The sequence below is a fragment of the Burkholderia stagnalis genome (assembly GCF_039848545.1).
Lineage (GTDB): Bacteria > Pseudomonadota > Gammaproteobacteria > Burkholderiales > Burkholderiaceae > Burkholderia > Burkholderia stagnalis.
Window position 1 is genome coordinate 2,665,332 of the sequence record NZ_CP156686.1, and the last position, 22,497, is coordinate 2,687,828.

The 22,497-nt window shown below is 60.5% G+C and carries 11 protein-coding genes and 1 pseudogene; 6 read left to right on the forward strand and 6 right to left on the reverse strand.

Features of this window, described 5'->3' with window-relative positions; genetic code table 11:
- Positions 1–44: 44 nt before the first annotated feature.
- Positions 45–626 (forward strand): hypothetical protein, encoded by a 582-nt coding sequence (locus ABFO07_RS28640; RefSeq protein ID WP_196483074.1) that lies wholly within the window; start codon positions 45–47, stop codon positions 624–626.
- Positions 623–7,963 carry a SpvB/TcaC N-terminal domain-containing protein gene (locus tag ABFO07_RS28645; protein WP_347469065.1) on the forward strand — a complete coding sequence of 2,447 codons (7,341 nt, stop codon included), beginning with the start codon at positions 623–625 and terminating at the stop codon, positions 7,961–7,963. Before ABFO07_RS28640 ends, ABFO07_RS28645 begins: the two co-directional genes overlap by 4 nt.
- Before the next feature lie 791 nt (positions 7,964–8,754).
- Here the strand turns inward: ABFO07_RS28645 and ABFO07_RS28650 are convergent.
- Both ABFO07_RS28650 and ABFO07_RS28655 read right to left on the reverse strand, forming a co-directional pair.
- Positions 8,755–9,327: pseudogene (locus tag ABFO07_RS28650) on the reverse strand (cupin domain-containing protein).
- 81 nt (positions 9,328–9,408) lie between these two features.
- Positions 9,409–9,819: a hypothetical protein gene (locus ABFO07_RS28655; protein WP_347469067.1), complete on the reverse strand. Its 411-nt coding sequence runs from the start codon at positions 9,817–9,819 to the stop codon at positions 9,409–9,411.
- A 226-nt stretch (positions 9,820–10,045) separates the two neighbouring features.
- Here ABFO07_RS28655 and ABFO07_RS28660 point away from each other — a divergent pair, with 226 nt between their 5' ends.
- Positions 10,046–10,885: an AraC family transcriptional regulator gene (locus ABFO07_RS28660; protein ID WP_059697210.1), complete on the forward strand. Its 840-nt coding sequence runs from the start codon at positions 10,046–10,048 to the stop codon at positions 10,883–10,885.
- Between the two features lie 103 nt (positions 10,886–10,988).
- Here the strand turns inward: ABFO07_RS28660 and ABFO07_RS28665 are convergent, their stop codons facing one another.
- The 4 genes from ABFO07_RS28665 to ABFO07_RS28680 form a co-directional block, all read right to left on the reverse strand.
- Positions 10,989–11,561 (reverse strand): Fur family transcriptional regulator, encoded by a 573-nt coding sequence (locus tag ABFO07_RS28665; RefSeq protein WP_347469070.1) that lies wholly within the window; start codon positions 11,559–11,561, stop codon positions 10,989–10,991.
- Between the two features lie 124 nt (positions 11,562–11,685).
- Positions 11,686–13,077 carry an efflux transporter outer membrane subunit gene (locus ABFO07_RS28670; protein ID WP_347469709.1) on the reverse strand — a complete coding sequence of 464 codons (1,392 nt, stop codon included), beginning with the start codon at positions 13,075–13,077 and terminating at the stop codon, positions 11,686–11,688.
- A gap of 64 nt (positions 13,078–13,141) precedes the next feature.
- Positions 13,142–16,234, reverse strand: coding sequence for an efflux RND transporter permease subunit (locus ABFO07_RS28675; protein WP_322235390.1), 3,093 nt, complete (start codon positions 16,232–16,234; stop codon positions 13,142–13,144).
- Positions 16,235–16,247: 13 nt separating this feature from the next.
- Positions 16,248–17,396, reverse strand: a complete 1,149-nt coding sequence (locus tag ABFO07_RS28680; protein ID WP_124491030.1) for an efflux RND transporter periplasmic adaptor subunit — start codon at positions 17,394–17,396, stop codon at positions 16,248–16,250.
- A 338-nt stretch (positions 17,397–17,734) separates the two neighbouring features.
- On the opposite strand from ABFO07_RS28680, the gene ABFO07_RS28685 reads away from it, so the two are divergent.
- The 3 genes from ABFO07_RS28685 (at position 17,735) to ABFO07_RS28695 (ending at position 22,214) form a co-directional block, all read left to right on the forward strand.
- Positions 17,735–20,020, forward strand: coding sequence for a TonB-dependent receptor (locus ABFO07_RS28685; protein ID WP_347469072.1), 2,286 nt, complete (start codon positions 17,735–17,737; stop codon positions 20,018–20,020).
- A 664-nt stretch (positions 20,021–20,684) separates the two neighbouring features.
- Positions 20,685–21,089 carry a DUF2384 domain-containing protein gene (locus tag ABFO07_RS28690; RefSeq protein ID WP_347469074.1) on the forward strand — a complete coding sequence of 135 codons (405 nt, stop codon included), beginning with the start codon at positions 20,685–20,687 and terminating at the stop codon, positions 21,087–21,089.
- A 111-nt stretch (positions 21,090–21,200) separates the two neighbouring features.
- A complete protein-coding gene (locus ABFO07_RS28695; protein WP_347469075.1) occupies positions 21,201–22,214 on the forward strand; it encodes a hypothetical protein in 1,014 nt (337 codons plus the stop codon).
- Positions 22,215–22,497 lie beyond the last annotated feature (283 nt).

Below are 22,497 nucleotides of genomic sequence, written 5' to 3' on the forward strand. Positions count from 1 at the left end.
GTATGGGGAGCGGAGTGAACCTCTGCTTCCCGGTAAATCTCGCCATGACCGATACGACCATTCCACCCGACTTCCAGACATTGACCAGCGTCGAAGAAGGCTGCGAAAGCCTGGGCCATTACCTGGGCCTCGGCCGTCCCGTCTCGCGACAGGTCTTCGCCGCCGTGATCGACAATCCGACCTACGCGACGACGTTGTTCGCCGCCCGGCGCGCGCCAGCCTTCCGCGACCATCTGCTGGACCATCCCGAGGTCTGCCAGCGCACGGCACAGCAACTTCCCGATGAGACGCCCCAGGACCAGAGCAGCGCCGCCCTGCTGATCAAGGCGGCCAAATCCTTCGTCGCCTGGGGCCGCAGCGGCTTCAAGACGGCCGACGATGCCCTCTATACGGCACGGCTGGCCGCGTGCGACGCCTGTCCGCATCATACGAAGCCGGAACGGAAGGTCGCCTATCAAATCGCCGCGGCCCTGACCGGCGGCGCGGCCAATCGCAAGATCTGCGGGCTGTGCGGCTGCGTCACGCAAAACAAGGCCCGGCTGGCCGATGAGCGCTGTCCCGGCCAGGATCCGAACCGCCCCGGCTTCAGCCGCTGGGGCAGTCCGCTGTCGGAGGCACCCGTATGATTCCGGAGCCGGTCGCGCCGCAAACCGAGGTGCCCGCATCCGGCGACGGCGGCGCGCCGGCTGGTGACGGCGCCCGGATCAAGGCAGCCCGCGTCGCATTGCCCAAAGGCGGCGGCGCGATTCAGGGCATCGGCGCCAATTTCCAGAATGGCGGCTTCACGGGCGCCGCGGCATTCTCCGTTCCCATTCCCGTCACGAGTTGCCGCGGCGGCGCGCCCGACGTCACCCTGCAATATCGATCCGGCAGCGGCAACGGCCTCTACGGGCTCGGCTTCGATATCGGCCTGCCGGCGATCACCCGTCAGACCAGCAGCGGCCAACCGCGCTATGACGGTACGGATACCTTCCTGCTGCCCGACGGCACGCCGCTCGTGTGCGACGCTTTGGTTCCCGTCGGCCATCGCGACGGCCATGACGTGTTCACCTATCGGCCCCGCGTCGAATCGACGTTCGCGGCCATCGAGCACTGGATCGACCCGGTGAGCCAGAAAAGCTTCTGGCGCGTGCTCGGAGGCGACAACAGCCAGACCTTCTTCGGCCGCGACGATGCATCGAGGATCGCCGATCCGTCGGCGCCCACGCATATCTTCTCCTGGCTGATCGACGCGGAGCTGATGGCGCGCGGCGATGCCGTCGCGTACCGCTATCGGCCCGAGAACGACGACAACGTCCCGCCCGCGATCTACGAACACGGACGCGCGCCCAATGCCAACAAGTATCCGGACCGAATTCTCTATGGCAATGACCGGCCGGTCCATGCGTTGAACGACCTCGACCAGGCCTCGTGGCACTTCGAAATCGTCTTCGACTATGGCGAATATTCGCTGGACCCTCTGCCACCCGACCCGTACCGGCCGCCGGCCGGTGCGCTGTGGGCGGCGCGTGCCGATCCTTTCTCGATCTACAACGCCGGCTTTGAAATACGCACCTACCGCCTGTGCCGCCACGTGCTGATGTTCCATCGCTTCGCGGAGCTGGGCCCTGAGCCGGTACTGGTTCACATGACACGCTTCAGCTACAGCGAATCGCCGGTGCTGACGCAACTGCGCATGATCGAAGCGCTGGGCTGTCGTCTGAACGGCGACGCCTATACGACACAGGCATTGCCACCGCTGGAGCTTGGCTACACCCCCTTTGCCCCCTCGACCGGCCAGTTCGAACCGATGGTGGATGGTTTCGGTCGGCCGGTGCCCGGAGTCACCCCGCCCGGGCCGTTTCAACTGGCGGATCTTTACGGCGAAGGCATTCCCGGCATTCTTTTCCGGCTGCAAAGCACGGTTCTCTTCCTGGCGCCGCTGGGCCCGCAGCCCAATCCGCAGGCCGGCCCCGATGTCTCCGACGAAGTCATTTGCTATGCGCCACCCTGTGCTCCGGCGCGTTTTCCAGGCCTGGGGCTCGCCGATGACACCGCGCTGATCGACATCACGGGGTGCGGCCGTCCGGCCTTGGTTGCGGCGGCGCCGGACGGCACCCGATTCTCCCAGGCGCAGGCCGATGGCTCGTGGGCGCCCTTCCTGTCCCTGCCGGCCGTGCCCACCGATCTGTTCCAGCCCGACACGATGACTGCCGACATGACGGGCGACGGGCTGACCGACCTTCTGCGCCTCGACCCGGAAACCGTCAGCGTCTATCCTTCGCGCGGTGCGCAAGGGTATCGCCCCGCCCTCGTCCTGCCGCGGGCCGGCGACATGCCGATGAGCGGCGAGGAATCCGCCACGGTCCTGGTGCGGATGACCGATATCTTCGGCAGCGGCCGAGAACATCTGGTCAGGATCACGAATGGTTCGGTCGAGGTCTGGCCCAATCTCGGTTACGGCAAGTTCGGCCGGAAGATCGCGTTGGGCAATGCACCGCATTTCGGCGACGATTTCGATGCCAGCCGGCTCTTCCTGGCCGATATCGATGGCTCGGGCACGACAGACCTGCTCTATCTTCATCACGGCCACATCGACCTTTACGTCAATCAAAGCGGCAACAGCTTCGCCGACGCGGTATCCATCCCGTTGCCGGGCGGCTGGCAGCCGGCTGCCCAGGTTGAATTCGCCGATGTGCGCGGCAATGGCACGACCGCTCTGGTCTATGCGCCGGCGGACGGCCCCAGACTGTATATCGCCTACGATTTCGGTTGCAGAACCAAGCCCTATCTGCTGAATATGGCGGATGACAATACAGGTCTGGTGACTCATCTCTCGTATCGGGCATCGACCTACCACGCGTTGCGCGATCGGCAGGCCGGCATGCCATGGGCCACCGAGCTGCCGTTCCCGGTGCAGGTGGTCGACGAGGTCGAGGTCCTGGATGCAGTCTCGGGCACTCGCCTCGTGTCCCGCTACGACTATCGCCACGGCTATTACGACCCCGTCGAGCGCGAATTTTGCGGCTTCGGCCAGGTCGACTGCATCGACAGCCTCGGCCTCGACGACTACCTGGCAAACACGAAGGACGCCGCCCCTGACGGGTACGCGCCGCCGTCATTGACCCGGAGCTGGTACCACACGGGCGCCTGGGGCGGCGGTGCCAGTCCGTGCAACGAGTTCGACGTCGACTATTTTCACGGCGACCCCTTGGCGTCGCGCCTGCCGCCGGCACGCTTCACCTATTCGGATACTGATCCCGACGGCGACACGATGCGACAAGCGCACTATGCGTTGAAGGGCATGGTGCTGCGCGAGGAGGTCTATGGCCTGGACGGCTCGGCGCAGTCGAATGTCCCTTATCAGGTTACCGAAACAACCTATGGCGTGCGCCAGGACCAGGCAGTCGCCGAAGACGGCTACGGCGCCTTCTTCATCTATCCGCTCGAAACCTTGACGCTGCACTACGAACGCAACCTGACCGACCCGCGCGTCACCCACGATGTCACCCTGGCAGTCGACGCCTACGGGGCGACGACGCGCGCCTGCTCGATCGCTTACGCCCGCCGCGCATCGGCGGCCGACCGCCTTCCCGAACAGGTGCAGTTGCGGATAACGGTCCAGACCCATCGCGTGGCCGACCTGACCGGCCCCGATCTGCGTCTCCTCGGTTTGGATATCGACGAGTCGGATGGGTGGCTGGTTGCGCCGGTGCCGCCTGCAGGCGAGATCTTTACCTTCGACGAAATCTCGGCCCAGGTCGACGCCGCATTGCTCGCCCCGGCCGGCAAATTGAAATTGCTGGGCCGCCAGCGTCGGTACTACTGGGATCCGGCGGCGAAGCAGCCGCTGCCGCTGGGCCAGGCGACAGGCCAAGGCCTGTTGTGCCGTATCGAGAACGCACTGGGCACGCCGACGGACCTCAACGCAGCCTTCGCGGGCGCGCTTGCGCCCGATCAGCTCGCGACCCTGCTGGCCGGAACCTGCCAGTATCTCCAGTCGGACGGCCTGTGGTGGAATCCCGGACTGCTGCAAACCTTCCTCGGCGCCGACGATTACTACCTGCCCGGTGACACGGTCGATCCGTTCGGCGGCGTGACCGCCGTCCTCTACGATCCTTACGACCTGCTCGTCGTGCGCAATCAGGATCCGCTGGGCAACGTCAACCATGTCACCGGCATCGACTACCAGACCGTCGGCCCTTGGCAGATGACCGACCCGAACGGCACCGTGACCCAGGCGTTGTGCAACGCGCTGGGCTGGGTGTGGGCAACCTCGGTGCAGGGCACGGAGATCACCGGGCCCGTCGGCTTTGCGCCGCTGACGCTCGCGCATACGGCCCCGGCCTTCGACATGGCTGCGGCCATGGCGACGCCGCAGGTCTATCTCCAGGGAACCGCCTCCTTCTCGGCTTACGAGCTGTTCTCCTGGTGCGGACGGATCGCTCCGTCGGATCTCGCCGGATTGGGCGTGAATTCCGACGCGCTCTGGCAAGCGTTGATCGACGGCTTCTACATCGCTCGCAGTGGCGCCGTCCTGCACCGCTTTCGCACCTTAGGCGATGACAGCCCGATGGTTCTGCCGGGCATTCCAGCGCAGACGGCGGCTGCGGTGCAGGCCCGCATCGTCGCGCTCGTCACGCCGACACCGGTGCATTCGGTCGCGCTGGCTGCCGAAACATATGGCACGTCCGGTCGCACCCGGTACGTCGCCGCATATTCGGACGGCCTGGGGCGGGCCATCCAGAAAATCGACTACGTCGACCCGGGCAACTGCTACCGCGTCAATCCCGACGGTTCGGTGACGCAGGTCGAAAGCGACAATCGCTGGCTGGTTTCCGGCCGAGTCGTCTACAACAACAAGGGCAATCCGATCAAGCAATACGACCCGTTCTTCGCCGACGGCTGGGCCTACATCGACAATGCCGAAATGAACCGCTTCGGGGTCAGCCCGCTGATCCACTACGATCCGCTGGACCGCGAGATCCGCGTCGACACGCCCAAGGGGTTCTTCACCAAGGTCGAATTCTCGCCTTGGGAGGAGCGGCTCTATGACGCCGACGACACGGTCGTGGAATCACGCTACTACCAGGCGAATATCGACAATCCGTTGCTGGATGCGCTGGAACGCGCGGCATTGCAACAGGCCACCCTGTTCAACGACACGCCGACGATCCGCCAGTTCGATCCGTCCGGCAACGCGGTACGGATTACCCAGACCCTGCAGCCGCCGGCGCCGTCGCTCCTCCCTTCCGGCCTGACGACCCGCAATGTCTTCGATGCGATGAATCGGCTGGTCGCCAGCGCCGACGACCGGATGCGCGCCGCGGGGCTGGAAAACCTGACCGTGGTCTATGGCCTCGACGGCCAGAAGCTGGCCAGCACGAGCGTGGACAGCGGCGTCAGGTGGCTGCTGAACAATGCCGCCGGCAATCCGGCTTATGGCCGCGACGCCAAAGGCACGATCCAGACCACCACCTACGACGCGCTTCAGCGCCCGCTGGAGCTGACCGTGCAGGAAGCGAGCGGCGCGCCCTATGTGGCCCGGAAGACGATCTATGGTGAAAGCGTCAGCGGCGATGCGGGGCACAACCTGCGGGAGCAGATCTATCAGATTTCCGACGCCGCCGGCGTGATGACATTCGACGCCTATACGATCGGCGGCGAGCTGCTGGACCAGAAGCGGCAATTGCTCCAGGGCACGGACGCAATCCCCGACTGGAGCAAGCTCGATCCGGTCGACATCTACCTGACCCGCCGGACCTACGACGCGCTGGGGCGGATTCGCACCCAGGCGGTCGAGCGTGCGGACGCCGCCAGTCCCGATCTGGTGACCTATGTTTACGACATCGCCGGCCATGTCGACGCCGTCAGCCTGACGCCATCGGATTCAACCGCTTCGGAGACCTATGCGGACAGCATCACCTACGACGCCAACGGCCAGCGCCGGCAGATCGTCTATGGCAACGGCGTCGTTACGCGGTACACCTATGAACCGACCACGCAATTCCTGGCGACCGTCGTTTCGGTCCGGCAAAGCGACGGCGCGACCTTGCAGTCGCTGCGCTATTACTATGACCCGGTCGGCAATATCACCGCCGTCGCGGACGACGCGCAATCCACGGTGTTCCATGCCAACCAGCAGGTCGATCCGGTCAGTACCTATGCCTACGATGCGGTCTATCGCCTGATCACGGCGACCGGACGCGAGCATCCGGCCTTGTCGGCCGGCGACAGCGATCACTTCGTTTCGCTGCCCGCGCTGAACGATGGCCAAGCGTTGCAGAACTATACGCGGCGCTATCGCTACGACACCTCGGGCAATCTTTACCAGATCGCCCATCAGGGCAGCGTGCCGGCGACTTCCGACATGACAGTCTCGCCTACCAGCAACCGCGCGGTGGCAGCGGCCCTGACCACCGATCCGGCTCGGGTAGATACGCTTTTCGACGCCAACGGCAATCAGATCGCCATGGCGGGCAAGCAGGCCGTCACCTGGCGCTACGACAATCTGCTCGTCAGCGTGACGCTCGTCGAACGCGACAGCAGTCCTTCGGATATCGAACTTTACGTCTATGATTCCCAGGGCCAGCGCATCCGCAAGATCACCCGGCGCTACGGCAATGGCGGCACAACGGAAAACGTCGACGAGACGCTTTACATCGACGGCATGGAAATCCGGCGCCATGCCACCAATGGCACGGTGGACGACGCATATCGCACGATCCGCGTCATGGACGGCGAGCGCTGCCTCGCCGAGCGCCTGAACTGGACGATCGGCGCGCCTCCGTCCGGCGTGCCGTCGCCGCAGGTCCGCTATCAGCTGGAAAACTACCTGGGGTCGGCCGTGTTCGAATTGGACGCGACGGGCCTCGTCATCACCTACGAGGAATATTTTCCCTATGGCGGGACCAGCTACGTCATCGGCAAGAATGCCGCCGAAGTGCAGTTGAAACACTACCGCTACTCGGGCAAGGAGCGCGATGCCACCGGGCTGTACTACTACGGCTTGCGCTACTACCAGCCCTGGCTCGGCCGCTGGCTCAACCCCGACCCCGCCGGAACTATTGATGGGCTCAACCTCTATCGTATGGTGCGGAATAATCCGGTGACGCTAGCGGATGTGGCGGGGCTTTACGGAGTCGCCGATTGGCTCGACTTGGCGGAAGCACCGGATCGTCATCGCGTGAACACTGCAGTAATGGCACGCAGAGGCGTTCGGGACGCTTACGAGCGTGTTTCCCAAGAAGCGCAAGCCTTCTTGAAGAAGGCCCAAAATAATACCACTGAATTTAACAAACTAAAGCCACGAAAAAAACTAGAAAGAGATATCGAGCTAAAACCAAGAAACAGCGATTTAAAAACATACAATGCATTTGCAGCCGCATTCAATTTCAAAAGCCAAGCATACAAAAGTGAATTCGTTAATCTTAAAGGAAGCTTAAGTCAAAAAGAATCGTTTGACGGCATAGAGCTACAAGGGGCAAATTTTTCTGTTACAAACAAAGACACATTAATTTCAAGCATAAAAGAAGCTTACGGCACCAACCATCTTCACAAAGGCATTGAAAAAATTACACGCCTACACATCGCGGAGACTGAAAGTCGCAATGGAGGCATGCTCTCCAATTTTTATGGAATCCCTGCACTACATGCAGAGGTTCAGGCATTTAACTGGTCCTTGAATAACAATATGAGCCCAGCGGACACTGTCATCTTTACACTAAGACTAACGACCAATACGCTCGGCGAAGCCGGGGACGATTTCCCAGCTTGCTATAACTGCGACGCTCTATTGAGTTTGGTTCACGTGACAACTGGCCGAACAACATCAGACGCGGCTCACAACGAAGCGGAAAATTTCAGAAGTGCCAAAACGCTCGCTCAATCACTGCAACGACAGACTGGTGATCTGATGGCCACGCCCGAGGCAATGCTGAGAGCCTCGCGACGGCCGCTCCCTAGGGGCCGTGATCGAGTGTAACCTGATTCCCACCAATATTTTGAACGGAACCCCGAAGGTCGGATTCCGTCGTAGTCTGTGAAATGTCGCCTTTTATTCAAAGACAACATATTGAGACCGCGGACATCTTTTCTGCGAGACAAACACGTAACAACTGTGGGCTCTCAGAAAAGGTGTCTTTGGTCCCCTAGACAGATCAAGGGCTTGGACATCTTTTTTGAGAAATCTACGCGCCTCTCGTCTCAGAAAAGATGTCCGTGGCCCCGGGAATTCTCAGAAAAGTCGTCCTTGGGAATGTCACGGCCCTGCCCAGGTGTCTCGACGGAACTGGGCAACCAGCAGCGCAATGAATGAGCGTTTCAGCGGCAAGCGCAGTCAGCACTCCTCGTGCTATATGCTCGGATGAATCGTCTTACGTGCAAGCCGCCGAATTGTATGTCGATGGCGGCGTAACTGGCGCGATGATGGGGGCGCCAGCATATCGCCGGAATTGAGCACAAGTTCCGTGTGTCGTGACATCAGCGAATTTCCCTCTGCCCCACCACGCGGCGCCGACGCCGTTCGCCTTACGACGCCGGCCGCTGAACACGCGCGACGCATCACCCATCAACTCTTGTGGGTCTTTCCCGTGACCCAGAAAGCAACATGATCTCGCTCAACCATCATGGCTTGGGTCTGCCGGAAACGCCATTCGCGGGGGAAAGGAGTCGAGGTACGGATCGGAGGGGGGGCCGGAAGCGATGGTGGGGGCACGAAAAGCGTCTACGGCCTCACAAAAGTCGCCGCGCGTCCATGTGCGCGCCGCGCGCCGGTCAAAGCAGCCGTGGCGTGCCGACCCAGACCAGCACGGCTTCGTCGTCGCGCGTGTTGGTCCAGATATGCGGAATTGTGGATTCATAGTGCGCGCTGTCACCCACGCCGAGCACGAACGTTTTGCCTTCCAGCGTGATCGTCACTTCACCGCTGAGCACATGCACGAATTCCTCGCACGCGTGCGTGGTTGCTTTGCCTGGTCGCTCGCCGGGCGACATGCGCACGAGAATCGCTTCGAGTTGGCGGTCGCCCGGCCGAATCGACAGGCGCGCGAGCAGATCGGCGGAATCGGCGAAGGCGAAGTACCGCAGATCCTTACGGCGTCACACGCAACTTTCCTCGGTCGGCGTATCGATGAAATAGCTGGCTGACACGCCCAGCGCTTTCGCGATGCTCGCGAGCGAAGTGATCGACGGGCTGGCGTGATCTCGCTCGACCTGCGAAAGAAAGGGCTTGGAAAGCTGCGAGACGGTCGCGACGTCGTCCAACGTGCGACCCTGGCGCTGGCGCAGCAAGCGAATCTTGCTGCCGACGGAGACGGAGCGCTCGGTTTCGACCGTTTTCGATGCCATTGACCTGCCTCATTTCTTCGGTGCTCGTACCGCCTCTTAACGCGCCGGCCCCCAGATTCCGACCGACCTCATTAGTCGGGGCTAGTGCGACCATGCATCCGTTTGCTCGTCCAGCAACAACCTCCGCGCCAGGGCCAGCGCCTCGTCTTTCGTCGCAACCGTGAGCATGGGATAGCCCCAAAATTTTTCGTACACCAGAGCAAACGCCTTGGTCGCCAGTCGCTTGGCGCTATTCGGTTCGATGTAGATCCCTGCCTTGACGAAGGTCCGCAATTCGCTCTTGTGGCGTTTCATCCAAAGCGAGGTTTGCTTCCTTTCTTCCGGCGAATGTTCGTGTTCGCCTTTATCAAGCCCCTCGTCGTTGAGTAAAACGAAAACTTCCTTCCGTGCGAGCAATCCCTCGAACTCGGCAAAAGGCGAGATTGTGGGGGCGGTGCCTGGTGCGTTTAGTCGCATCCAGACCAAGGGGAACTTCGAGGCGTCAATCAACATGCCAATACTCCTTCGGCGCATCACGGGAAATAGCTGGCAGCCCCACTTCGTCAAGAAAATGGGATACCCCTCCGGACCGGAAGCGCAATAGCCCTGGCGAGCAGAACGACCAGCGTGGTCAATCACACGATACCGACGGAATAGCTGGACGTCATTGCACAAGTTGGCCATAATATTTTTCAATTAGGCCAGCGCCTCATCTTGGACCCGAAGCCCGATACGCATCATGTCAAGCATTGCCATCACCGATCCGGCCGTGGCCAAGGACGTGGATAACCTGCCCCGGCCCGTTGTCGCCCTGAGTGCCATGTCGGTAGCAAAGGGCTGGGAACATGCGAGGCATCGGCACCGCAGGGCGCAACTGCTTTACTCCGTCCGTGGCATCCTCAACTGCGAAATCGAAAACGGTGTCTGGATCGTGCCGCCGCAATGCGCGGTATGGATACCGGGAGACTTGCCCCACTCGGCACGGGGATCCGGTGAAACCGAATGTCATTGCCTGTTCGTGGAGCCTGATGCCGCACCGGATCTTCCGAAAACCTGCTGCACGATCTCCGTCTCGCCATTGCTGCGCGAGTTGCTTCTGAAGGTGGCCGGCTTCCCCGCGTCATACCCGTCGGGAGGCCGGGAAGACCGACTGATTGCCGCGTTGCTGGATGAGTTGGCGGCGGCTCCGGTAGAAGACCTGCATTTGCCGATGCCGCGTGATCCGCGATTGCGCCGGCTCGCGGAAATGCTGTTGGCCGATCCTACCGACAAAACCTCAAAGGGCGATTGGGCCACCCGCATTGGCATGAGCGAGCGAAGCATGAGCCGGCTTCTGCTGCACGAAATCGGCATGAGCTTCGGACGCTGGCGCCGGCAACTGCATGTGATCCTTGCGCTTCAACGTCTGACCATCGGCGAAAGCGTGCAAACGGTGGCGCTGGAACTGGGCTACGAAAATGCCAGCGGGTTCATCACCATGTTCCGCAAGGCGGTAGGCAAGCCGCCAGCACGATACCTTTCCGATCGAACGACAAACGCGCAGTCTGATGCCGTACGCGGCATCGTGCTTCCCGATTAAGTCTCACCTTGAGTGGAGCGTGCCGTCGTCCACCGAGCATGGAGGCCTGGCAGCAAAAAGCGGCGAGCCACTGTCAGATCGGGCGACCTCGGTTTAAGGTCACCTACTCTCTTCTCCTGCGTAACGGCCGACATTCCGCACACGTCACGGTGATGGTAAAAGCTGGCTCCTTGTCGAGATCGAAGCCTTCCTTGGTCGCCAGTGATCGGAGATGCTCGTGCAATGCCCGATCCTCAATAAAAACCAACCGCGCGCCACAGTCGCAGCGCACGGTGTCGTTCTGAAGGTTCTTCCTGTCCGGCTTGAGCGCGTAGAGTGCGCGGCCTTGTGCGCCCTCCGTACGGACCAGCAAGCCGGAGGTCCATAAATCATTCAGAGCACGGTAAATCGAGGCCGGTTTGAGGCTGTCGAGTTGCGTGCAGAGGATGCGATACATTTGACTGGCATCGAGACAGCGCGGCGCCGCCTGTTCCAGTACGGACAGGACACGGGTACGAGCGATCGTCGGTCGCAGTCGGCTGGCCGCCAATCGTTGTTCCTGAGACGACATCGGCGGTGTGGTCGCCGGACAGGCTGATGTGGTGTGCTTCATCGTGTGTTTGCCAGACGGCAGGCTCTTGCTACCGAATGATGTAATCAGGTCAATGATCCGAGGCGGGTCGTCGTGCGGGTCCATATCCGTATTCCTTCGCTATGCCGAACTTCCGGTTGTTCGCGACAACGCGGAGCCGCGTGGCTAATGGTTGGCATCAGACATCGGCGCGACGGTGAGATCGCCCACGCACCGATGCCCTCAAGCATTACTGCGTACTGACCTGTTCCCAGCCACCACCAAGCGCCTTGAATACGCTGACTCGCGCAGAACCGACTCGCTGGTCAGCAGCGGCCACCTGGGCTTTCGCGTCGATCAGACTGGTCTGTGCCACGATCACGTCGAGGTAGCTGATGGAGCCGGCGCGGTAACGCTGGTCGGCCAGCCGGAAGGCATTCTCGGCACGGTCACGCGCCTCTACCAGCGCATCGCGCTGCCGCATCGCCGCGCCATAGGCGCTCAACGATTGCTCCGACTCCTTCAGTGCATTCAGCACGGCACCGTCGAAGCTGGCCAGCGACGCCGCGCTTTGTGCCTTCGCCTGCACAATGCGACTGCGAGCCACCGTCATGTTGGGGAACGTCCACGAGATGAGTGGCCCAAAAGAGAAGGACAAGGTGCGATTGCCTTTCAGGTAGTCGTTGCGCAGGTAGTTACCCGAGGCGCCCAGCGTGACACGCGGATAGAGATCCGCCACGGCCACGCCGATGCGGGCGGTATCTGCCGCCAGTTGGCGCTCGGCCTGACGCACGTCGGGGCGACGACGCAGCAGCGCAGTGCCATCGCCGACCGGCAACGCACCGGAAATCTCGGGAGCCTTGGTGCAGGCACGCGCCGGTTCCGGCACTTGCGAGGGCGTGCGCCCCGTCAACGCGGCCAGCTCGAACAGTGCGGCTTCGCGCTGGCCTTGCAAGGGCGGCAATGCGGACTGGGCCTGGGCCAGCGTGACGCCAGCCCGTTCGACATCCAGATGCGACGCCGAGCCCGCGTGCGCCTGGCTGTCGACGAGATCCAGGCTGCGCTGTGCCAGTTCGACGGACGAGCGCGCCACGCCGATGGACTCACCGTAGCTGCAGGCGTCCACATAGGCCCGCGTCGTCTCCGCAACAACAACGACCCTGGCGGCATCGTAGGCGGCGGCGACTGCATCGGTGTCGTCGCGGGCAGCCTCGATGTCGCGCCTGACCCGACCGAACAGATCGAGTTCATAGGAGACGTCGAGGCCCGCGCTGTAGCTCCATTGCGCGGGGGCCTGGCCGGTGCCGGACCACGTGGTCTGATCGCGCCCGTATCCCACGCCGCCTGACATACTGGTCGAAGGGAATTGCCCGCTGCGCGCTTCCGTGTAGATGGCCCGCGCGCGATCGAGGTTGGCCATCGCCACGCGCAGGTTGGTATTGGCCGACAAGGCTTCCTGCACCAGATTGTCGAGCGCGGGGTCGTCATACAGCTTCCACCAGTTCGCGGGCAGCGCTTCGGCGACATCCGTATTGGACGGGTGACTGACGAAGGGGCCTGCTGCGGTTTCTGGTAAGGCCGGCGCGTGGTAATCGGGGCCGCTGGCGCAACCTGCGGTGATAACGGCGACGGCCACCGCCATGAAGGCAGCGCGCGGAGAGGGAAGCGTCGCCGGACGCGACACAACAGGCATCGCAGGAACCGGTTTAAAGGGCGACATCGGGAGCCTCCGCAGTAGCGAGTTCGCGGGCGCGAGAACTTTCCGCTGTTACCCGGTGGTCCTTGGCGATGAAGCTGTATATGGTTGGGAGTACGAACAGCGTGAAGAAGGTGCCGACCATCATGCCCATCACCACCACGATGCCGATGGAGAACCGGCTGGCCGAGCCTGCGCCGTCTGCAAACAACAGCGGCACAAGGCCGGCGACCATTGCCGCGGTGGTCATCAGCACGGGACGCATCCGCACCGCCGCTGCCTTCTCGATCGCCTCGATGCGGCTCAGGTTTTCATGGTGCTGGATATGGTTGGCGAAAGTGACCATCAGGATGCCGTGCTTGGAGATCAGGCCGATCAAGGTGACCAATCCGATCTGGGTGTAGATATTGAGCGTGGCAAAGCCCAGCCACAGCGGCACCAGTGCGCCGCAAACCGCCAGCGGCACCGTCACCAGGATCACCAGCGGATCGCGCAGGCTCTCGAATTGCGCCGCCAGCACCAGGAAGATCACCACCAGCGCGAAGCAGAACGAGACCAGCAGACGGTTGCCTTCCTGCACGAACTGGCGGCTGTCGCTGAGCCAGTCCACACTGGTGCCGGGCGGCAGCGGCTGCGATTGCAGGAACTTCACGGCCTCGCCCATGCTCACGCCCGGCGCCGGCAGCATTTCGAGCGTGGTCGAATTCATCTGGCCGAACTGGGTGAGCTGGTTCGCTTGCGGGCGCATCTCGACATGCGTCACGGTCGACAATGGCACCAGTGCGCCGGAGGTCGTTTTGACATAGAAACGCCCGAGGTCTTCCGGTGTCATACGCTCGGCGCCGCGCACTTGCGGAATCACGTCATAAGAGCGGTCGTGGAAGTTGAAGCGATTGACGTAGTTTTCGCCGACCAGCACGGCAAGGGTATCGGCGACAGACTGCATGGTTACCCCCATTTCGCTGGCCTTCGCATTGTCGATCGTGATGTGCGCCTGCGGGCTGTCGTAGGACAGGTCGTTCTGCACGTAGAGGAACAGACCGCTGGCATATGCCGCTGCCTTGATCTTTTCGCCGGTCTCGTACAGCGTCCTGAAGTCGTCGGGCGAGCGCAGCACCATCTGCACCGGCAGGCCGCCGCTGGAACCCGGTAGCGGGGGCAACTGCACGGCGGTCAACGTCTCGCCGTCGATGGCACCGCCGGCGGCTTGAATCTGCCCCTGAATCTCGGTGGCCGACCGCTTGCGTTTCGACCAGTCCTTGAGGATCGCGCCACCGAGCATCATGTTCTGGCCACCGGCGGAGTCGCCGATATTCATGAAACTGCTGTCGAACTCGGGAATCTGCTCGAACAGCTTTTCGATCTGCTGAGCATAGCGGGCGGTGTAGCCGACGCCCGCATATTGCGGGGCCTTGGTGACGACGATGACGGCGCCTTGATCCTCGGTCGGCGCCAGTTCGCGGCGAGTGCCGGTGAACAGCACCGCGATGGCGGCCAGCACGGCCACACCGACCAGCAGCACCGCACCGCGAGCGGCTAGCGTGCGGGCCAGCAGGCGCCCATAGAACGCCGTCAGCCCTTCCATGTAGTGCTCGACCCGCTTCGCCAGCCGTCCCTCGCCCTGCCTGGAACTGAGCAGCATCGAGCTCATCACCGGCGAGAGCGTCAGCGCGACCACTCCCGAGACGATGACCGAGCCCGCCAATGTGAAGGCGAACTCCTTGAACAGCGCGCCGGTCAGTCCACCCATCATGCCGATTGGCGCATAGACCGCCGCCAACGTGATAGTCATGGCGATCACCGGCCCGACGATTTCGCGTGCACCGAGCAGGGCCGCGCGCACAGGTGTCAGCCCCTCCTCAATGTGTCGATGGATGTTCTCCACCACGACGATGGCATCGTCCACCACCAGACCGATCGCCAGCACCATCGCCAGCAGTGTCAACAGGTTGATCGAAAAACCGCAGACCAGCATCAACGCAGCGGTACCGACCAGCGACAACGGAATGGTGACGACCGGAATGATCACCGCGCGGAAAGTGCCGAGGAACAGGAAGATCACCGCGATCACGATCACGATGGCTTCCACCAGCGTGTGTTTTACTTCCTCGATCGAAGCATTGACGAAGCGCGCTACGTTGTAGTTCGGCGCTACCGTCAGTCCTGGGGGCGCCATTGCACGAATCCTGGTCAGCAGTTCGTTGGCCTGCTTGACGATCTCCAGTGGGTTCCCGGCCGGCGTGGGCTGGATAGCGACGAAGATCGCGGGTATGCCGGTGGCGAACGAGAGGCTATTGTAGTTTTGGCCGCCTATTTCCACGGTGGCGACATCCGACAACCGCACTACGCCTCCGCCGGGGCTCGACTTCACGACCATCTGGCGGAAGTCCTCGACGCTGCGCAAATCGGTGGCCGCGCTGATGTTGGTGACGGTCAGCGCGCTCTTGAGCTGGCCCGGCGCGGCCTGCACGTTGTTGGCGCGCAGCGCGGCCGATATCTCGCCGGCCGACAGCCCGCGCGCGGCCAACCTCACCGGGTCGATCCAGATGCGCATGGCCAGCGTCTGGCCGCCATAGACGTCCGCCGAGGCCACCCCCGGGATGCTGGTGAGCAGAGGCTGTGCAACCCGCGATGCGAAATCCGTCACTTGCGGGATCGACAGCGTCTTGCTGTAGAAGGCGATGTATTGCACGGCTGTACCGCCCTCGGTGGACTTGCTGATGACCGGATCGGTGATGCCCGCCGGCAACTGGTACTTGACCCGCTGCACCTTGGCAAGGATTTCGGTCATCGCTCGATCGGCGTTGGCGTTGAGCACCAATCGCGCCTTGATCTCGCTCTTGCCTTGCGTGGTAGTCGAACTCAGGTATTCAATACCGCTGGCCGTGGCGATGGACTGCGCGATCGGCGTGGTCACGAAACCCTGCATCACGTCCTGGGTTGCCCCCGGAAGCGTGGTACTGACCGTGATGGTGGCGTTTTCGAGATAGGGGTATTGCCGCACCGGCAACAGGAAAATCGACGTGGCACCCATCAGCAGAATGAGCAGGCTGACGACCAGTGCCAGAATGGGTCGACGGATGAAGATGTCTGTAAAGCGCATGGCGTGGTTTCCTTTACCGCGCGCTGGCGCTGGAGGACGCAACGGCCGGGGCATCAGGAGTCGCCGTTGCCGAAGGCGGCGTGCTGTTGATTTTTACGGTCGCACCGGGCGGAAGACGGTTCTGGCCAGCCATCACCACGATGTCGCCAGGCTTGACGCCTTGGGATACCAGAACCTCCTCCCCGAGCCGGCGGCCGGTGATGACCGGCACGGCAACCGCCTTGCCGACTCCCTGCGCGTCGGCCCCTTTCACGACCACCACGCTGTCACCAGAGGCCGAAGTCTGGATCGCCGTCAGCGGCAATACGATATTGTCCGTCGTGGCGGGCAATACCAGCCGCGCCGTCACATACATGCCGGGTTTCAGCAACCGGTCGGTATTGGGCAACAGCGCCTGAACGGCCACATTGCGGGTTTCTCCATCGATACGCGGTTCGATGGCGCTGATCCTGGCGGTGAATACCCTCCCCGGCACAGCATCCACCGTTACCTGAACAGGTGCGCCCGACGTCAGCCTGGACATATCCTGCTGCGGCAACGTGAAGTTGACATAGAGCGGATCGAGCTGGGTCAGCGTGGCGATCGCGTCACCGGCATTGAGATACTGACCCAGGTTGATCCGTCGGATACCTAACTGACCGGAGAACGGCGCGCGAATCGACTTTTGCTGAATGCGTGCGTCCAGTTGCCGGACTGCCGCCGCAGTCTGGGCAGCGTCCGCCATATGTTGTTCGAGCAATTCGCGCGGTTCCGCGCCGGTAGGCGCCAACGCTTGCGAACGCCTGAGTTGCAACTGGGCGAAATCGGCTTTGGCCACGGCAGCGGCACGATCTGCTTGTTCGGGGGCATCGTAGAGCTGAATCAGCACCGCCCCCTCCTTCACGGACTGGCCTGCGTCGAAATTGACGGCGGTCACTCGCCCCGAGGTATCGGGAGCCAGCAGCACTTCATGCACGGCTTGCAGGCTGCCAACGGCCTGCCACTCGTCGGCCACACTGCGAGGCTCTGCGCGGATCGTCGAGACAGGCATCGGCGGCATGGCCTGTTGTTCTGCGCCGCCGCTTCGAACAGCGCGCCAGGCATACAGCAGGCCGAAGACAACGACCAGCCCAACAACGCTTATGACAATGGGTTTGGTACGGGAGATAGCGGCGGTGCTCATGCGCGCCCCGCTTGAGCAAAGGGGATCGAGATGGCGCGTGAACGGCCGCGCATGGCCGATCTACCGATGATATGTGAGTGCACGGGTATTCCTCGGGAAGGACGAAGTACTCGGCCGGCCAGAGAACAGGCATGGCAGGCCACGATGAGGCGCAGCCTACCCGTGCAACCACACTTCTACACTGCGAAATCTAGTCAATTTATTTCGCAATACGGCCATCTCGATGGAAAGACATACACTTGGCCTGATTGAACAAGGAATTGGCCAAATCTCGCTACGGAGGTGTGTCGGCGAATCGGTAAATTGACGATCCCGATAATGCAAATGAGTCTCGTTTAATGTCTAACACGCCTCATATTGAAGGGCAATGCGCGGTACATCGCTCTCCCTTTCATCAATCCCTTGGCAGAAGTTCAGGCTCGATCGATGCGATGCGCGAAGGGCTCCCGGCGTGTGGCTTGCGTGTCGTCCGTACCGTCCGACATACATTGCTCAACGCAACGATTGCCGCAGCCGTCGCCGTCGCTGCTCCAGACGTGTTCGCTACCGAAGGAAAGCAAGCGCAATCAACCACTGAGTCGCCGGATAGCGGCACGTCGGCATCGAGCGCAGAGAGCACTGTCCTTGAGCCCGTCACGGTCACCGCCCGGAAAACGACCGAACGCCTTCAGGATGTGCCTGAAAGCATCACGGTTCTGCAGGCGAAGACCTTGAAGGAATCGCCCTTCGACCCAGGTGTGGCTATCGCCGGCCATGCGCCCAATGTGCAATGGGTCAGCCGCGCCACAGGCTCCCAGTGGTTCTCAATTCGCGGTGTCAGTTCACTTGGGACGCCTGCCAACTACTCCGATGGCACGATCGCATTCAATGTCGATGGTGTGCCGAACAGCATGATGAGCGCGTCGAACATGTTGCTCGACGTCGACCATATCGAAGTGCTGCGCGGTCCCCAAGGCACGCTATGGGGAACCAATGCGCTGGGTGGCGCCATCAACGTTGTCACGAAGCAGCCTGACGGAACTCGGGATGTTCACGTGACAACCGAGGTCGGCGAACACGGCTATCGCATGGGCGAGGCAGTTCTTGGCGGCAATATCGTGCCCGGACAACTTGATGGACGGATGGCGATCCGTTATGGCCATGAGAATGGCGATATCAGTAGCCGTTACACCGACAAGCTGGGCAAGCGCGACATAGGCGCATTCCGTGGAGGACTACGCTTCACGGGGCTGGACGACACGCTCATCACAGTGACGGGTAACTATCTGCATGATCAGGCTAACTCCCCGCTCTATGTCCTGCGTAGCGCCAGTCAGTTTCCGACCAGTGGCATCCTGACCGAGCCGGACTTGAAGACAACGCAAGCGGGCGCCACCGTGACCGTCGAGCATTTCTTCAAGAATTTCCAGCTCACTTCCATCAGTTCCTACCAGCACAACAAGCTGGAAAGCGAACTCGATCTCGTGGACAAACTTGTCTATGACGCGATCGGGTTCCCCGCATCCAGTAACGTGGGCCACTCGACGGATCAGGAGAACATCTTCAGCCAGGAGATTCGGCTGAATTCACTCGAGGGTGCCCCGGTTCGCTGGGTCGTCGGTGCCAGTGCCATGCGAACCAACGGCATACGCTGGTGCAGCAGTACGCAGTGCGCGCCGCCTCCGTATTCCGGCTCAGTCGCGATGAAAAGCAATCTCGACACGACCAATCTAGGACTGTTCGGGGACGTTTCGATCCCCCTTGCGAACCGCTGGGAGTTCTCGATCGGCGGTCGGGTAAGCCATGACAATATCGAGATGAAGCAGGACAACTCACTGGGCCTCGCTTCGCTGACCGGCTCCAACTCAACGTCGCAAACCTATCCGACAGGTCGGGTAGCACTGTCTTTCAAGTGGACGAACGACATTCAAAGCTACGTGTCGGTTGCTCGTGGTCACGCGTCACGGGTGTACCCGCTCTTTAGCTATCCGGTCGATGGCATCGTGGGCAACCCCTATCCGGCCGCTTTGGGGTGGACTTACGAAGCGGGCGTCAAGGCCGATCTTCTTAGCCATCGTCTTCAGATCGATGCCAGCGTCTATCACAACGACATCAAGAACGGTGTCATGTCCTATCTCGATCCTTCGCTTGGCGCCTTTCGGACAACATACCAGGACTACAAGACCAGTGGTTTCGAATTGCAGGCGCGCGCGCTCATCGCTGAAGGCTTGAGCTTCTCCGGGGGCGTCGGCTACATCCATAGCGAACTCGGAGCCAACGGCGCCGCGGTCAATACGGTCACTGGCAATCCTGTTCCGAACACACCGAAATGGACGGCGACGGCCGGGCTGCAATACGAAACCTCAGCCAAGGCGATTCATTTGCCCGGCAAGCTCTCTGCCGACCTTCAATACCAATACACAGGCAAGCGCACCGCGGATATCGACAAATCTTATTACCTTGATGCCTATAGCCTTGTGAATGCCCAGATTGGATGGAAAAACAAGGATCTCGAAGTCTATCTGTTCGGCCGCAATCTTTTCGACAAACGCTATGAAACCTTCGGCAGCCTGTACTCGGGCATGCAGCTGGTTTCGGTCGGTCGCGGCCGTACTTTGGGGGTAGGTCTGACCAAAAGCTTTTGATTGCCGTCAGTATGGGCATCTTGTCATCTACCTTCGCTTCTCCACAAGATTCACACGATTGCGGGAGCCGATGCCATCCCCCCCGTGATGCCGAGCGAAACACTCGAAGGACAATTGCATGCTACATCCGGCTCAACGTGCCGGAGCATCGATTTCTCCGTAGGTTTGCGCGGACGAACTTCAAACGTTTAACGGGCAGGTAAGCGCCTCCAATACGAAAACAACAACAGGGTGAGTTCGGCCAAACATGCATGAAAAATCCGATATTGGCAAATTTTCCACGATCATTCCCGCATAGGGAGGTAGGTTACACCCTTAATGTGCAGAAGGCGGCCAATTATTCGAAGACAACCTATTGAGACTGCGGACATCTTTTCTGAGAAACAACAACTGTGGGCTCGCAGAAAAGGTGTCTTTGGGCCCCTCGACAGATCAAGGGCTTGGACATCTTTTTTGAGAACACCGCATGCTTCTTGTCTCAGAAAAGATGTCCGCAGCCCCGGAAATTCTCGGAAAAGTTGTCCTTCGGAATGTCACGGCCCTGCCTAAGCGCCTCGACGGAACTCGGCGACCGGCAGCGCAATGGAGGAACGTTTCAGCGGCCAGCGATGTCGGCACTTCTTGTGCTATAAATGTGCACATAGTGTGCGCCGAGAAAGCTTCCATGAACCCCTGTCTGGCCCGAGATTCAACGCCACCCCTCGATTTCGATCACTTCCTGGCGTCTTTGAAGGACGCGGAGAGCGCTGCTCCGATCGTCTCGGCGCGACGCTTCGCGGCCGCCCTGCATATCGATATGCGGACACTCGCACGGCTGGCCCATGTCCATCGCAATACCATCGGTCGTCTTCCCGGCGCCGAAAGCGTGCAAAAGTACCTTCGAGACGCGCTGCGGGTCATCCGAGCTGCAACCGATATCTCCGGAGATATACGGAGCACGCTGTTTTGGTATCGCAATGAACCGCTTCCGACCTTTGGCTACAAGACTGCCGAAGAGCTGATATCGGAGGGACGCACTGAAGACCTGCTGCGTTACGTCACATCGCTCGAGGCCGGTGCGGCCGGATAGGGTCGGGTATCCACGTTGCGGGTCTGCAAAATCGTGGCCGCTCTCATGTCATAGCCGGCGTATGCTCGGCGTGTTTACCGGGGCAGCACAGTCTCCGACGATTTGGAAGTGGTGTCGAGAGGGCTGAGCCGTAAATCTGTTCTACAGGATTGCCTTCGTCCAGCATTGCAATGCCCTACTGCATCCGCATTTCTTCCCGGAAATTTTAATTGGAAGTTTTTTAATATGACATCGAGTCACGAAAAGCTTGACGAAAAATATACAGACATAACCAATAATAAAAGAACCTACGATCCTTTAATTGTAGACGATGGTTTGCCATCAAAATGCTTGCTGTGTCCTTGCGAGGAACTCGACGAGCGAGGCCATATTATCCCGAAGTTTGTGATGAGATGGTTGAAACGGGCAAACAAGATAAATAATTTTTATTTTAACAATGATGAGAAATCCAAAGTATCGGACACCATGTCGCTCAGGATTTTATGTCCGGATTGCGAGGACAAATTCTCATCTCAAGAAAAATTTTTCACTGACAATTTTTTCAAGCGATTTTATCGAGGTGAGCAGGAGTTGGCTGCCGGAGATAACATTTATCACTTTGCGATGTCAGTGGCATGGAGGATTCTAGCCGTAACGCCATTGATGAGAGAGCATGCCGGGACCAATAAATACTACAAATCCCTCAGCGATTGGACGGCCCACTTTCTGAACTCGCCCGCCGAAAGAGTTCCGGTTGATGTGTACTTTTTCCATGGCAAAGAGATTGAGGAGAACATCAGCTCAGACTCAATTAATCGGAATCTTCTCAAATACTCCATTTCTCAGGGGATATTTTGCCAAAATTTTAGAAAGATGTTCGGCAGAGAGGCGTTCCGCATTACTAAAGAGCCAGTACCGTTGGTCAGATTCAAGTTGGGAATTTATTATTTTCTTGTTGCCCCATCCGGTTATTTGCAGACTTTAAGCTTCAAAAAAAAGATTGACTCTTGCGAAGGCGACCGAGTTCACGTCCTTCACCATTCCGATGAATTGATGGGATTTTTAAGGCATGCATCGAACGGCGATTTTAACGAGGTTAATGGCTCTGTCATTCCGGAAAATTTAGAGTACGATATGCTGAGGTGATGCTTTTATGCATGCCCATCTGCGCAAACACGCCAACTCCCGCTAAGGCCGATCTGCTGTTCCGGAGAAGCGGGCTTCGATGACCGGACCGTTCCATTACCGGTCTTACGACGGCACGACAATGGGTCGGCAACGACCACTGGAATTGTTCGTCGACGTCACAATGGGCAGGTGACATCCCACAATCGAACGGCTGACGTCGATGCCAGTGCGGTGCGGCCATTCGTCGACATCGCGGATTTCGCACGCCAGGCGTAGCTCGGCCGGTACGACCTGAGGTGCT